General features: G+C 42.1%; 10 protein-coding genes and 1 pseudogene. 8 read left to right on the forward strand and 3 right to left on the reverse strand.

The annotated features are described in order from the left end of the window. Nucleotides 1-265: 265 nt before the first annotated feature. The 3 genes from J4861_RS02535 to J4861_RS02545 are packed head-to-tail and all read right to left on the reverse strand — an operon-like array spanning nucleotide 266 to nucleotide 5,953. A complete protein-coding gene (locus tag J4861_RS02535) occupies nucleotides 266-1,687 on the reverse strand; it encodes a TolC family protein (protein WP_211816580.1) in 1,422 nt (473 codons plus the stop codon). Further along, the gene (locus J4861_RS02540; protein ID WP_211816581.1) at nucleotides 1,671-4,871 is read right to left on the reverse strand and encodes an efflux RND transporter permease subunit; all 3,201 of its coding nucleotides are present in this window, start codon (nucleotides 4,869-4,871) and stop codon (nucleotides 1,671-1,673) included. Before J4861_RS02540 ends, J4861_RS02535 begins: the two co-directional genes overlap by 17 nt. 2 nt (nucleotides 4,872-4,873) lie before the next feature. Next, a complete protein-coding gene (locus tag J4861_RS02545; protein ID WP_211816582.1) occupies nucleotides 4,874-5,953 on the reverse strand; it encodes an efflux RND transporter periplasmic adaptor subunit in 1,080 nt (359 codons plus the stop codon). An 846-nt stretch (nucleotides 5,954-6,799) separates the two neighbouring features. Here J4861_RS02545 and J4861_RS02550 point away from each other — a divergent pair. From J4861_RS02550 to J4861_RS02585, 8 genes and pseudogenes are all read left to right on the forward strand, one after another. After that, a complete protein-coding gene (locus tag J4861_RS02550) occupies nucleotides 6,800-7,018 on the forward strand; it encodes a hypothetical protein (protein WP_211816583.1) in 219 nt (72 codons plus the stop codon). Nucleotides 7,019-7,225: 207 nt separating this feature from the next. After that, on the forward strand, nucleotides 7,226-7,423 hold the full coding sequence (locus tag J4861_RS02555; protein ID WP_211816584.1) for a hypothetical protein: 198 nt from the start codon (nucleotides 7,226-7,228) through the stop codon (nucleotides 7,421-7,423). An 18-nt stretch (nucleotides 7,424-7,441) separates the two neighbouring features. Then, the gene (locus J4861_RS02560) at nucleotides 7,442-9,031 is read left to right on the forward strand and encodes a hypothetical protein (protein ID WP_211816585.1); all 1,590 of its coding nucleotides are present in this window, start codon (nucleotides 7,442-7,444) and stop codon (nucleotides 9,029-9,031) included. A 447-nt stretch (nucleotides 9,032-9,478) separates the two neighbouring features. Continuing rightward, nucleotides 9,479-9,934: an HU family DNA-binding protein gene (locus tag J4861_RS02565; protein ID WP_211816586.1), complete on the forward strand. Its 456-nt coding sequence runs from the start codon at nucleotides 9,479-9,481 to the stop codon at nucleotides 9,932-9,934. Nucleotides 9,935-10,178: 244 nt separating this feature from the next. Next, nucleotides 10,179-10,361, forward strand: a pseudogene (locus J4861_RS02570) (glycosyl hydrolase); the annotation flags it as partial. A 326-nt stretch (nucleotides 10,362-10,687) separates the two neighbouring features. Beyond that, entirely contained in the window at nucleotides 10,688-12,934 is a 2,247-nt protein-coding gene (gene pflB, locus J4861_RS02575; RefSeq protein ID WP_211816587.1) for a formate C-acetyltransferase, read from the forward strand. Beyond that, a complete protein-coding gene (pflA, locus tag J4861_RS02580) occupies nucleotides 12,921-13,709 on the forward strand; it encodes a pyruvate formate-lyase-activating protein (protein WP_211816588.1) in 789 nt (262 codons plus the stop codon). Before pflB ends, pflA begins: the two co-directional genes overlap by 14 nt. Nucleotides 13,710-14,387: 678 nt before the next feature. Then, nucleotides 14,388-15,755 carry a transposase gene (locus J4861_RS02585; protein ID WP_211816589.1) on the forward strand — a complete coding sequence of 456 codons (1,368 nt, stop codon included), beginning with the start codon at nucleotides 14,388-14,390 and terminating at the stop codon, nucleotides 15,753-15,755. The last annotated feature ends 180 nt before the right edge of the window (nucleotides 15,756-15,935 follow it).

The following is a 15,935-nucleotide window of genomic DNA, read 5'->3' on the forward strand; positions in this document are numbered from 1 at the left end:
TTTCAATTAACGCCTAATTGGCTTCTAAAAGATGCCCTTTTGCAATGCTACTAACGCCCTTTTGAAGTCTTACTAAGCATCTTTTAAAATGCTGTTTTGCAACTCCTTGATAGCAAACGACTTACAAAGGCGATTTTAGAGCTTGTTTTTTACCCTTTTTAAGCGTAAATATATAGAAGCAATGTAAAGAAAATTCAATCCTTCCGCAGCGTAATAAAACATCGTTATTAGCTGCAGAAAGTGGAATCCTTAGTCTTTCTTGGTGCTAAAAGAACGCACTATACATTTCTATAAGGGTTGAGAGCTGTTGTGACTTTGCGTCAATAAGTTCCATTTTACAGTCTAACTGTCCGCGCTCACTATCTATCACCTCTAAATAAGTAGCTCTGTTATTGAGGTATAGTTTTTGAGCAGCAGAAACGGCTCTTACCAAAGCATCGTTCTGTTTCTGCTTAAATTGTTGGAGTAACTTAATGTTAGAAATCTTAGATTGCAGCGTACTTGTTTCTATAAAAGCAGTAAGCAATGTTTTGTCGTAATTATAAAGAGCCTCTATCTGCAACGCATCAGCCTGAGCGAAGTTGGCTTGAATAGCCTTCTTATTGATGAGAGGAGCGGTAAGTCCACCTAAGGCATTAAACGCCAAAGACTCCGGTAGTTTGAATAAGTACTTAGGGTTAAAAGCATTTAATCCAATAGCCGCAGAGATATTAAATGAAGGGAGAAACTCTTTACGTGCAGTCTCCACATCCCATTTAGCAGCCTTTAGCTGGTGCTCAGCTTGTATGACATCAGGACGTTGTAATAGAAGTTGAGTAGATAAGGAATGTGCAGTTGTAGGCATTGGAAGCTGTAAGAAGTCAACCTTTGTGCGTTGTATGGTCTGAGGGAATCTACCTAAGAGAAGGTTTAGATTATTCTCCGTCTCAACGATAGACTGACGTAGAAGGTACTCATCAGCCTGTGCCTTAGCCAATTCAGCCTCGAACTTCTCAACAGCCAACTGCGTATCAGCATCAGCTTCTTTCTGAATACGAGCAATTCTCACTGCATCCTGCTGCAGCGAGATGTATTGTTGCATAACCGATAACTTGTAATCAAGAGCCAACAATAGATAATAGTTCTCTGCTACATCTGCCACTAACTGACTTTTGATAGCACGTTGTCCAGCTTCTGAAGCCAAATATCGCTCTACAGCAGCCTTTTTACCACTATTTAATTTGTTCCATAAATCTATGGTCCAGTCTACTTGTAGTGATGGAGAAAGGTCAGGAATAACAGTTGGAATCTTATGCCCAGGAGTCATCTCCGTACCAACATTACCTGCTCCCTCAGCTGTGTAGCGGCCAACTTTAGAAACTCCCGCACCAATATTTGCTGTAACAGAAGGTAGGAGAGCAGCTTGTTTAGCAGTAATCGCACTTCTCGCTATGGCCAACTCCTGCAATGTTATCTTGAGATCTTGATTGTTTTGTAAGGCAGTTTCAATCAGTTTCTGAAGCATTGGGTCTTGAAAAAACTCTCTCCATGCAGGCGATATGGTTACGCTACTATCCTTGGATAAGGCTGGTAAAGAGTCCTTAAGCGTATCTTTGGGCATTGTAGCCTGCGGTGTTTTGCAGGCTACAATGCTCATAAGGATTACAAGAATAGTAATGACATGATATAGTTTACTCTTTGTCGTCATGAGTACTTTCTTTTAATTGTTTGTTCTTATAACGTTTATCTTTCTCTTCACTCAGTGGTTTCTCTTTCTGATAATGTACCAATTTGTCTGTCATTCCAGCAAAGATATAGTAAAGACCAGGGATGAGTAACAAGCCGCCTAAGGTACCAATGACCATTCCTCCGACAGCAGCAGTACCAATGGTACGGTTACCAATGGCACCAGCACCAGAGGCAAATACCAATGGAATCAAACCTGCTATAAAGGCTATACTCGTCATAAGGATAGGGCGGAAGCGTGCAACAGCGGCAGAGATGGCTGCTTGAGAAATTCGTTCGCCCGCATTCTTACGCTGAACAGCATACTCAACCATCAGTACGGCATTCTTTCCTAACAGACCGATGAGCATCACTAAGGCTATCTGGGCATAGATGTTGTTCTCTAATCCACAAGCCTTTAAGAAAAGGAATGCTCCGAATATACCCACTGGTAGGAATATAATCACAGGTAATGGCAGTAGGAAATTCTCATATTGCGCTGCCAAAATAAGGTAGACAAATACGAGACAAACCACGAAGATGACGATAGCTGTATTACCTTGTTCTGCTTCGTCTTTAGAGATACCAGCCCAGTCATAGTCATATCCTTTAGGGAGAGAGCGCTGTGCTACCTCTTGAATAGCCTGCAATGCCTGTCCGCTTGAGTATCCAGGTGCTTGTGCTCCTGTCACCTCTGAGGAGTTGTAAAGGTTATGACGAGTAATCTCACTCATACCATAAGTCTTTGAAAGCGACATAAAGTCGGAATATGGAACCATCTGTCCATCTTCATTTTTACTATAAAGACTTAATAGATGATTAGGGAAATCACGATACTGTGGAGCAGCTTGTACAATTACTTTATAAGGTTTTCCGAACAGAATAAATCCTGTTTGGTAATCCGAACCTACTAAGATAGACAAGTTGTTCAGTGCCTTTCCAGGCTTAACTCCCTTTTGTAAAGCTTTCTCGTCATCAACATGAAGCATGTACTGAGGGAAGCTCGCAGAGTAGAAAGTGAATGCGTTACCAATCTCGGGACGCTTGTTTAGGTCTTTAACGAACGCCTTGCTCACCCGCTCCATCTCATGATAATCGTTTTTACCAGTCTTATCTAAGAGACGTAGTTCGAATCCACTGGCAGCTCCATAGCCTGGAATTGATGGCGGTTCAAAGAAGTCTATGTTTGCTTGTGTGATATTCTCACATTTCTGTTCCAAGTCACTAATAATCTCCTTTGCGGTACGTTTGCGATGTTTCCAGTCTTTGAGGTTAATCAAACAACTACCAGAATTGGCACTTGTTCCCTCAGAAAGAATCTCAAAACCAGCTAAAGAAGACACGCTTTCAACGTCCTCTTCTTTCTCTGCTATCTTAAGAAGCTGTTGCGCAACAGCGTTAGTTCGTTCGATAGTAGCCCCTGGAGGAGTCTCTATTACGGCATAAATCATACCCTGATCTTCTTGTGGAATGAAGCCCGAAGGGAGTCCCATATTGATCCAATATGCCAATCCACAGAACACCAATATCAATATTATTGTTAAAGACTTCTTCTTTACTGTATGTTGTATGAGGCGTTCATATTTACGGCTACCACTATCGAATTTAGCATTAAAGCGTTGCAGGACACGTCCAATAAACCCTAATTTAACATGGTTCTCCTGCTCTTTTGTCAAGATAAGGGCACACAATGCAGGGGTCAAAGTTAGGGCTACAAAGCCAGAGAAGAGGATACTTGACGCCATCGTGATTGAGAACTGACGATAGAACATACCCTCTGGACCACCCATAAAGGCTACAGGAATGAATACAGAAGCCATAACTAAAGAGATTGCAATAATCGCTCCACTGATCTCTTTCATGGCTTTTTCCGTAGCTTCAACAGGTGAGAGTTTGTTGCGAGAGATTTCAACATTCACCGCTTCAATCACCACAATAGCATCGTCCACCACAATACCAATAGCCATGACTAAGGCAAAGAGGGATATCATATTGAGCGTTATGTTGAACAACATCATCGCAATGAAGCTGCCCAAAAGTGATATTGGCACAGCCATAATCGGTATGATAGAGGCACGCCAATCGCCTAAGAAGATAAACACAACTATTGCTACTAAGATAAAAGCCTCAAACAAGGTGTGTATTACTTTCTCAATACTTGCATCTAAGAAGCGGCTAACGTCATAGCTAATCTCATAGTGCATCCCCTTAGGCATATCTTTTTGCAGATGAGCCATAGCGTCCTTCACCTTAGTGATAACGTTACGAGCATTACTACCATAAGCTTGTTTCAAGGTTACAGCAGCCGAAGGACGTCCATTGAAGGTTGAGTAGATATCGTATACCTCGCTACCTAAGTGTACATCAGCAATGTCTTTCAAGCGTACGATATTACCATTTTTATTGCTCTTGATGATGATATTCTTATATTCATCCTCTGTTGTGTAACGTCCTGGATACTTTAAGACATACTCTTTGACCTGTGGACGTAGTCCTCCACTCTCTCCCAACTTACCAGGAGAAACCTCTATATTCTGATCTTCAAGTGCATCACTGACGTCATCTGTTGATAATCCATAGGCTATCATCTTGTCTGGATGGAGCCATACACGCATAGCATAATTACGTGTACCAAGGATATCAAGGTCGCCAACACCATCTACACGCAACAACTCTGGAGAGATGTTTATATCAAAATAGTTGTAGAGGAAGCTTTGGTCAACCTTAGGGTCATCACTGTAAAGATTGATATACATAAGTATGTTTGGCTCTTCACGTGATATCTTTACACCCTCTCGAATAACCTCTGCAGGCAATTTATTGGTAGCCGATGACACACGGTTCTGAACATTTACCGCATCAACATTTGGGTCGGTTCCCAACTTGAAGACGACATTTAACTCGGCTTCACCATCGTTTCCCGCATTACTTTCGATATATTTCATGCCAGGAATACCATTCAAAGCCTGCTCCAATGGAATGATCACAGATTTTACCAACAACTCATTATTTGCTCCCGGGTAATTAGCAATCACGTTTACCTTAGGAGGAGAGATGGAAGGAAACTGCGTTATAGGTAGATTTGAAAGTGATAGAATTCCAATAAAGGCTATGACCAATGACACTACAATAGAGAGCACTGGCCTACGAATAAAGATCTTAAACATACCTAATTAGCGTTTAACTTATCCAACTTCATTGATGCTTGTGGAGAAACCATAGACACACGTACCTTATCTCCATCATTTACTTTCTGTATACCGTCAAGAAGATAACGGTCAGTAGGCTGTAAGCCTGAGGAAACAACGTATGCTCCTGTAAACTCAGCATCAATCTTGATAGCACGTTGGCGAGCAATATTATTCTTGTCAACCACAAATACATACTTCTTATCCTGAAGCTCATAGACAGCTTCTTGTGGTATCAATATTGCATTTTTCTTTTGTATAAAGAGTTTTATCGTACCCGTCTGACCATTACGTAAAAGATTGTTGGCATTGCTAAAGACGGCACGAACAGCAATCGTACCTGTTGAACTATCAAACTGTCCTCCAATATCTAATATCTTTCCGCTTGCAGGAAAGACATCGCCATTCGCCAAAACAAGCTGTAACGGAGTTTGTGAAAAGCGTTCTGGATGGAGGCGGAAATCTAAATAATCTGTTTCTGAAATATTGAAATAGGCAAATACCTTACTATTATCTGATAAGCTGGTAAGTAGATCACTGGGATCTACTAAACTTCCTGCTTTATTAGGAATGCGCCCTAAGATGCCTGAAAAAGGTGCACGGATAAGAGACAGACGCTTATGTAGTACAGCCAACTGATAGTCGGCTTCTGCTCCTTTCAACTTAGCCGTAGCCATGCGCTTCGCATTATTTGAGAGTACTTTGTTGTCCGTTAGCGTTGTTACATTCTGCAAGTCGATACTTGCCTGCTCTGCAGCTGCCTTCGCCTTGGCAATCTCTTCGTTAGCACCAACAATCGCAATGCGAAATAGCGGTTGACCAGCTTTCACAAACTGACCTTCACTAACATACACATCTTGCAAAATACCGGTTTGCTGAGAGTGAACTTCAATGTTACGTTGTGAGGCAATGTTTGCCACATAAGATTGTGGTAGGGAGATGCTTTCTACCAGTGGTGTCGTTGCAGTGTAAACTGGTTTTACTTGTGTTTCTTTCTTTGAATGACACGCACATAGAAGAAACATGATTGCAAGACAAGACAATTGAATTAAATTCTTCATAAATTGGTCTTTTTGTTTTCGTAAAAACAAGTGAAAAGTTAACGCGTTAATCCAACACTTCCTGACTACTCCTTGTAGCCATATTTACTCATTCTGTTTTCTCTTTCCTATCTATAATAATAGAAAACAGAGCTGTCGTTACATCTTTATGGAAACTTATTAAGAAAAGTGTTTCCTAAAATACCCTTCAGAATCATTGCTTTGCGATATAGAAATGTATTCTTTACGTTACCTATTGATTATGCTCGCAAAGGTACGTCGTTTTTGTGTAGTATGCAAGTAATTCTATAGTTAATTTTCTGCAAGTACTGAATAGTTTTCTCTGAAGTTATTTTTGTGGTTCTTCTGAAATATGGTTGATAAACAAAAAGGCTTATGTAATAGGCACACGGAGTCACGGAGGTAAACGCAATGTCACGGAGGTGCCGACGGCATAAAGAGCGACGGAGGTGTAGCGTACAGATTCCTGATAAGTTCTGAGATAAATGCTTTGGGTATAGAGTCTCTAATAAAACTGGTAAACTTCCTCCGCTGCTCCATGCACTGACGGTGCCTCCGTGACTTCCATTGCTTTGTTTTAAAAATCCTCCGTCCACTCCGTGCCTCTGTGTGACATTTCGTCAGAGATCCAAGCTATCGTTTTAAACTAAAGGCAAAGAAGCAAAGAAAAGATAACAGACTTAGCCCTCATTATTCAAGCCTTCTGCAAAGATGTTTGCTATTATATAAGGTAATACGTAGAGCAAGGCGAGACAAATGTTTTTATTTTTTTGCTATTTTCTTGTTTGTTTCATATCTTCTCACTACCTTTGCGCCCAGTTAAATTAAAATTAACTTGTAATAACAGTGAGCGTCATCAAGAATATTAATTCAGCAAATGTTTGCACCTTTGGAAATAAAGGCGTAAACATGTTTAGTGCTGCATTAGATTCTTTAATGAAGAAAGACGAAAAAAATATCGCAAATTATTTGGTAATTCCAAATAATTTTGTACTCTCTCTCTCTCTCTCTCTCTCTCTCTCTCTCTCTCTCTCTCTCTCTCTCTCTCATATAGGGCAGGCCTAACCTCCCCACTTTTTTCTTCTCGCATACGCGCGCGAGGCGTACCGTGCAACCCCTGTAAACAAAGGACTTTTCGGAGTTTCCTTTGTTCGCTTTTTTGTGTCCCTACGTAAACGAAATAAGAAGAAATTAAGCACGAAATAATAACTTTATTTTAATCAATAAAACAGGATATACGTTTGCAATGTGTCCTCTAAAAAATTAAACGAAATGATAGCAACTGAAAGAATGGTTTATCAAAAACCTCAATGCAAAATTGTTTGCACTGAAACAGAATTCTTGTTGAATAATGCCAGTGGTAATGCTGGAAAGATTCAACCTGGTACGGTAACAGGAGATGCAAAACAAAACATCTTTAGTGAAGAAGACTGGGATAATGCTTCTTGGAATGATACGGAAGAGAACTAATAATTGTTTGAAAAGAAAATGAATAAAATTATGAAAAGATTAACTATAAGTTCAGTATTGCAAAGCATGTGTTATGGTTTTGCTGCTTTATTGCTTACTACCAGCTGTACCAATGATGATACAGTGCAGGAAGGAAAACAAAAGAAGACCGATATTCCTACAGGTTCAACCGTCTTTACAGGTACTTCTCAGCCAGATGCAACAACACGTACGGCAATTCTTAACCATACAAAGGGTGCTGGTGCTTCTGTGAATTGGAGTAGCAGTGACAGGATATGGGTAAAGGATGATGCTGGTACTTGGCAGCAGAGTGCTGCGGCAACAATACCTTCAGCAGCAAACCAGGCATTTGCTAAGTTTACTCTTTCTGGGACATATACAGGTGCTTCACATGATATTATTTACACCAATAAGGCTGTTTCAGGCTCACAACCACAAGTAGAGATAAAGACAGAACAAACACAGTCTGTACCAAATAACTTTGATCATGCAGGTGAATCGGGAGATTGCGGAATTGCTACAGGTGTCAAACTTGGTAGTGGTTATAATTTTACGCTCAATCACAAGGCCTCTTATCTTTGCTTAATTCCTCGTACAAACAACGAATATGTAAAGCGCAGCACGTTGATTAAGGTTGAGATTATGAGCGATGATGAGATTGCTGGAACTTACAATATGGCTGCAGATGGCACACTTACGCTTGCTTCAGGTGGTTCTAAGACGATTACAGTAACAACAGGTTCGGGCTTTGCAATAGACAATACTGCAGATGATATGAGCAAGAATGCAACTTATGCAGTCGTTGCTCCTGGTACTCATACTTTCCGTATTCGCTACTGGCTTCGTAACACAACGGACAATACAGAAGGAACAATAGATGGAACAGTCTCTAAAATTATTACACTTAACTGTACAGCAGGTTCTATCCATGATATAACTGCTAATCTTAATCCGTTTGATTACGACGGCGACAAATACTACATGTGGGACGCACAGGAACAATACTGGAAGGGATACGAATGGAACCTCGGTGGCAGTCAGCCAACACTGATGAGTCAGTCTGCCAGCAGCGACTACCCTTATAATAGTAGCGATACTAACAATCGTTGGTATAACGAAAGTTACCCAGGTTATGGCGTAAGTAACCCAGCAACCCGCACTTCATGTAAAGGCCTTCCCAACGTTAACGAGATGACCTGGTACGCTGCAAAGGGCGAGCCACGTTGGGACGGTGACGAGTTATGGACAACAATGGATCATTTATATAAAGGTGGCATGTGGTTTAAGAAGAAGGCAAACATAAGCGGATACAACCCTAATACAGCCATAGACGGAACTGATTGGCGAACAACCAGCAAAAATCAAGCCTGGTCTGCATCTCAGACTCTCCCTTCTGCTGCTGACGCAAACAATTACTTCTACCTGCCCGCCTTGGGTCTCTACATCGATGGTCAGCTGTACCTTGTTGGCAGCGAAGGCTACTTTTGGTCGTCAAGTGCTTACGCATGGGACAGTGGCAGCGCGTGCAACCTGTACATCCGCAGTGGTTACGTCGGCGTGAACATCAGTGACCGCAATATCGGGTTCAGGGTGGAGGCGTTCCAGTAGTCCAAGAAGCCCCCCGGCCCTCCCCGAACCAACGGTCACTGACCGAAGGGAAGTAAAGGGGAGGGAGTGCCTAACGGACAAGGCTTCTGCTGAATGCGTATTCCGTTGCTGCGCTCACCGCATCTACGTGTTGGCAGATGCGTATTTAGCTACTTGTAGATACGCATTGCGCTACCGTTAGATGCGTATCTAACAGCGGCGCTCACCGCATTCAGCAGCAGCGCTCACCGCATCTAACGGCACGTAGATACGCATTCGGCAGCAAGGGAATACGTATCTGACGGGATAAGGATGCAGAAAGGAGGAAAAAAGAGACGATGAAAGGTAGGAAACAAACCAAGAAAATAGAATGGGGCAGCATGAAGATGCACAAAGAAAGCTGCAGAGGCGTGCTGCCCTACGCTATGATAATAAGAATCTAATGTATAACTTTAAACACGAAGAATTATGAAAATTCGTTTAGTACCAAAGAAAAATCCGCAGAAGCGGGAGGAAGTAAAGTTTTATGCTAACCCAGTTAACCTTGGGCATAAGTCGCTCGACGATATTGCACGTGACATTGCGGGGCGTTCGTCCTTGACACGTGGTGATGTGTCGAACGTGCTGTATAACTTTATCGACTGCTTGCCCCATTATCTCCGTGATGGTTTCAGCATTCAGTTGGGCGAGTTTGGCTCGATGCGTGTCACACTGTCGAGCAAAGGGTCGGAAACAGAAAAAACTTTTAAGACCGAGACGATTAAACCTCGTGTGGTCTTCACTCCCGGAACAGAATTGAAACGTGAGCTTTCCGTAAATTCTTACGAATCGGTGAGAAAGACAGAAGAGGCAGGCAAAGACAAGAAGAAAAAGGAAAAGGAAAAGAAAGAAGAGGAAAATGGTCCTGTACCAGACACCGTCTAACCCTCACTGAATGCGAAAGTTTTTGGTGTGGCTGTTTGAAAAGAACTTTGGAAACAAACTCGGTTTTGAAAGATTCTGAATTAATTTTTATTCATGTTTTTAGAGATATGCCCTTGATGTGATATCAATAGCAATACTTTTTAATTTATTAATTTAATTTTCGTTTTCTTGCCCCTGTCACCACTCTTGGTGTTAAGGGGCAAGTTTTTTGTTTACAATTATCATCAACGCGTAAGGTTAACTTATGGACTTACGGCTTGCTCAATGCCTACAACAAGGTTTGCCTTTAGATATGGATGTGTATGATTTAGCGGAGTGGTGTTGCGTTGCTGAGCTATCCAAACGCTCTATTGAACAAGGCTCAATGCCAGTGATGATTCCCGACTTCGTAAATCGTAAGGCTTCTGTTGACACGGAAAGTATTTAGCGGCTGTGGCTATTCTTGTCGGGTAGAATGGTAAATGTGCATTCCTCTCTTGGTGTTGAGGCTTCATACTTACCATTCTACCTTTATTGTTTAGCCTTATCAATAATCAAATCTCATACCTATAAGTTTGGAATATTTGCAAGAGTAGATTTCTTCTCACTATTTATAGGTATTTATATGCATATTTTAAATATAAGTATCTCTAAATACTTGATATTACGTTTTTTTTGTCTATCTTTGTCCTCGGTAATTAGTAATGCTCAATCAGTATAACAATTAACAAGCATATTAATTAAAACGTTTCACATAATAACAAATAAACAGTCATGAAAAAAGCATGGAGAGGATTTACTGGAACCAAGTGGCTTGATGAAGTCAATATGCGTCAGTTCATCCAAGATAATTATGATAGTTATGATGGTGATGCTTCCTTCCTTGAGAAGCCAACAGAAGCAACAGACAAACTTTGGGGTATGCTCAAAGAACTACAGAAGCAGGAGCGTGCTAAGGGTGGTGTCTTAGATATGGAGACCGAGGTGGTATCCAGTATGACTGCATATGGTCCTGGCTATATCGGTGAAGGAACTAAGGAACTGGAGAAGGTCGTAGGTTTGCAGACAGACAAACCTTTGAAGCGTGCCTTTATGCCTTATGGTGGTATCAAGATGGCTGAGCAGGCATGTACAACCTATGGTTATGAGCCATCAGAGAAACTTCATGAGATTTTCACGAAGTATTGTAAGACACACAACGAGGGTGTCTTCGATGCTTATACAGACGAGATGAAACTCGTTAGACACAACCATATCCTCACAGGTCTTCCTGATACCTATGGTCGTGGTCGTATCGTGGGTGACTATCGTCGTGTTGCACTCTATGGTGTAGACTTCCTTATCAACGAAAAAGCAAAGGATCTCCGCAACTGTGGTGATGGTACTATGACCGAAGAGGTTATCCGCCAGCGTGAGGAAATCTCTATGCAGATTAAGGCTTTGAAGGAGATGAAAGAGATGGCAGCCATCTATGGCTATGATATCTCTGAACCAGCAAACAACGCACGTGAGGCTGTACAGTGGCTTTACTTTGGTTATCTGTCAGCTATTAAGACACAGAACGGTGCTGCGATGTCAGTTGGTCGTATCTCAACTTTCCTCGATATCTACATTCAGCGTGACTTCAAGGAAGGCACACTTACGGAGGCTGAGGCGCAGGAACTCATCGACCACTTGGTAATGAAGTTCCGTATGGTTAAGTTTGCACGCATCCCTTCATACAACCAGCTCTTCTCAGGTGACCCAGTATGGGCTACCCTCGAAGTTGCGGGATTGGGTATGGATGGCCGTTCAATGGTAACTAAGACTGACTTCCGTTTCCTCCATACACTTGAGAACATGGGTCCTTCACCAGAACCTAACCTCACTGTGCTCTATAGCTCACGTCTTCCAAAGAACTTTAAGGACTATGCTGCGAAGATTTCTATCTCTACAAGCTCTATCCAATATGAGAATGATGACGTTATGCGACCAATCTGGGGCGATGACTATTCTATCTGCTGCTGCGTATCTGCAACACAGACGGGTAAGGAGATGCAGTTCTTTGGTGCTCGTGCAAACCTTGCAAAATGTCTTACTTATGCAATCAGTGGTGGCGTTGACAGTAAGACACGTGAGCAGTGTGGACCTGCTTATCGTCCAATAGAGGGTGATGTGGTAACATATGATGAGTTTATGCCTCGTTTCATGGATATGATGGAGTGGTTGGCTGGTGTGTATGTAAACACATTGAACCTCATCCATTACATGCACGATAAGTACTTCTATGAGGCTGCTGAGCTTGCACTCATTGATACGGACGTACGTCGTACTTTCGCAACGGGTATCGCTGGCTTCAGTCATGTGGTTGACTCTATCTCTGCTATCAAGTATGCAAAGGTTAATATCATACGTGATGAGACTGGTTTCCCTATCGAGTTCAAGACAGAGGGCGACTTCCCACGTTATGGTAACGACGATGATCGTGCTGATGACATCGCTGTATGGTTGTTGAAGACCTTTATGAATATGATTCGCAAGCACCATACTTATCGTAATTCAGAGCCTACAACAAGTATCCTTACCATCACTTCAAACGTTGTATATGGTAAGTTTACGGGTAATATGCCTGATGGTCGTCCTGCTGGTGCACCGCTTGCTCCTGGTGCAAACCCATCTTACGGAGCAGAGCAGAATGGTTTGCTGGCTTCGTTGAATTCAACAGCCAAACTCCCATACGAGTATGCGCTTGACGGTATTTCTAATACACAGACAATTAGTCCAGATGCTCTTGGTCACAATGATGAGGAGCGTATCAGTACACTTGTTGGTGTTATGGACGGCTACTTCGACCGTGGTGCACACCACTTGAATGTGAATGTCTTTGGTGTAGACAAACTGATTGACTGTATGGAACATCCTGAGAAGGAAGAATATGCAAACTTCACCATCCGTGTGAGCGGTTATGCTGTGAAGTTCATCGACCTTACACGCGAACAGCAGATGGATGTTATTGCACGTCGTGCGCATGGTTCAATGTAAAGTGAATAATCAACATAACAATTTATCGGATTCGCCGACTTCCGAAATGATGCTACGGGTACACTCTGTAGAGTCGTTCGGGTCGGTTGATGGACCTGGTATTCGTTTCGTTATCTTCCTTAAGGGGTGTGCTATGCGATGCCAGTACTGTCATAATCCAGACACATGGGACAGGGCGGGGGGTAACCTCCGCTCTGTTGATGATGTCTTGGCACAAGCCCAACGTTATCGGAGTTATTGGGGAGAGAAAGGCGGTATCACCGTGAGTGGCGGTGAAGCTCTGTTGCAGATACAACCTCTTACGGAACTGTTCCGTAAAGCTAAGGCTTTAGGAATCAATACCTGCCTTGATACTTCAGCCCAACCTTTCAATCGGGAGTCGAGTAGCTTCTCTGCTTTTGAGGAGTTAATGAAATATACTGACTTGGTGTTGTTGGATATAAAGCATATTGATAGCGATGCCCATAAGCAATTGACTGGTTGGAAAAACGAGAATATCCTCGACTGTGCTTGCTATCTTTCTGACATTGGGAAACCTGTATGGATAAGACATGTCTTGATTCCTGGTATTAATGATGATGATGAATCTCTCTATAAACTTCGTGCTTTCATAGATACTTTAAGCAATGTTGAGCGAGTGGAGATTCTGCCTTATCATTCGTTAGGTGTCTATAAATGGGAGCAGTTAGGTATTCCTTACGCACTCACAGATGTAGAATCGCCTACGGAAGAAAGTGTTCTTCATGCACGAAAGCTATTAACAGAGGAGAAGTAATTGGGGCTGTTAGAAAGTCTTTTTAAACCGTTCGATGTAAATATTTTTCCTCTATTGCTTTTTAATTAAGGCTTAATTGTATTCGAATTAAGCCTTAATTAGCTTCCAATAGGTGCTCTTTTGATGTCTTACTAACGCCCTTTTGGAGTCTAATTAAGCACCTTTTAAAACGCACTTTTGTAACTGATTGGTTTCGTGAAGGTTACAAACTTGGTTCATATATCTGTTTTTTGGCTTTGTTCCGAGGTTTTTCTTTGAAATTATGTAATGATTTTTCAGAGTCTGAACAATTGGTTTTAAAGTTATAAGAATCTCTATGTTGGGGGTAAGGATAAGATAGGCATGCAAGATAATCTTGCTATGAGTTTGTAGAATGATAGAGGTTGGTTATATAAGCAAGATGCTGACTCGCGTGAAGTAATTGATGCACTAAAAGCTTTTTAACTTTATTTTTTACGTAATAAATTACGACAATAGAAATGTTAAAGGCTATTATGGGAAAGGGATTGATACACATTATCCGTGTAATAATAATCTTAATTTCATGGTTATGTAGGGATATTCAGAATTTTTCTAACTAATTGTTTGTCAGCATAATATATTATTTGTACCTTTACATAAAATCCCCCGAACGACCCATCACGGGCAGAATCGGGGGAAAACTTAAAATAAATCGTCGTGAAGATACAAAAAATTTCTGATATAACACCAACTTTGCCCTTTACAGAGTTCGATTTTTTACAGAGCTATCGTGAAAGCTTTGCACAAAGCGAACTTGGACGCATTCATTCCCAGCTCCCACTAAAGGAGTTGGCAGCAGAGTATACGATCCTTAGCCATAAGAGCAAGCGAGGCAAAAAGCCTCTTTTCTCGGGTGAAGGAGAAATAGCCCTAATGTTCCTTAAGTCATACACAGGTCTGTCTGACGATGGTCTGATAGAAATGCTTAACGGAAGCATCCACATGCAGATGTTCTGTGGTGTTCTGATAGACCCCTCCTGTCCCATCAAGGATGGAAAGATTGTAAGTGCCATACGCAATCGTCTTGGTCAGTTTCTTGACATAGACAGCTTTCAGGGCATATTGTATGCCAAATGGAAAGACAACCTTAAAGACAAAGACCTGTGCTTGACGGATGCAACCTGTTACGAGAGCTACCTGCGTTTTCCTACGGATATCAAGCTGCTCTGGGAGTGTTGTTATTGGCTTCACACTCTGCTGGTCTCCGAGTGTAAACACCTCTCAGAGCGTATTCCGAGAAGCAAGTATAATAATATTGACAAGGCCAGGCTTGCATACGCTAAGCAGCGCAAGCACACAGCCTCGTCCACGCGCAAGCTCAGGAGAAGACTCCTGAGGCTTCTGTCCAAACTCCTGTCCCAATGGAATCGTCTGCGTAAACAGTACAGTCCTTGCATCTGTCTGTCGGCAGAACAAGAAAAGCGGCTGTCCGCTGTGCGTGAGGTATGCCTCCAACAGTCAGAACTATTCTCCGGCAAGGAAGTCAAGCACCGTATCGTCAGCATCGACCGCCCCTACCTCCGTCCTATTGTCAGAGGCAAGGAAAACAAGCGTGTAGAGTTTGGGGCAAAGGTCAACAACATACAGATAGACGGCATATCATTCATAGAGCACCACAGCTTTGAGGCATTCAACGAGGGTGTCCGTCTTAAGCTATGTATAGAATATCAAGAATCTTTGACGGGAATCAAAGTCAAGCGTGTAGGTGCCGATTCCATATACGCCAACAATGCCAACCGCACTATGTGTACAGAAAAAGGCATAACGACCTGTTTCACTAGAAAAGGTCCAAGACCCAAAGAAGAAGCTGAATGTCTCAAGACAGCGAGAAAGATTATTGGAAACCTCAGAGCTACGGTAATGGAGGGTAGCTTTGGAAATCAAAAGCAACACTATAGCCTTGGACGCATCAAGGCACGCAATATGTTTAGCGAGAGGCTACTACTCTTCTTCGGAATCCATACAGCAAATGCTGCCATTCTTGCCGCAAGGGAGATGGCTCGGAGGGTGAAGAAGGCTGCCTAATAAAACTTAAGGATAATTTTACAAGTCCATAGATAGTATGGAAAGGGCAGGTGTGCTCATATGACTCATTATTTGAGATTTTTGAACAAATAACACAGCATATTCTTTTTCTGGGACCTTCTCCAAGGAAAAGAATGCAGTTTTTGGCTGCCTTGGAGAGCTCTAAGAGGGAATTAACTG

Origin of the sequence: Prevotella melaninogenica (assembly GCF_018127925.1) — a bacterium.
Classification (GTDB): domain Bacteria; phylum Bacteroidota; class Bacteroidia; order Bacteroidales; family Bacteroidaceae; genus Prevotella; species Prevotella melaninogenica_C.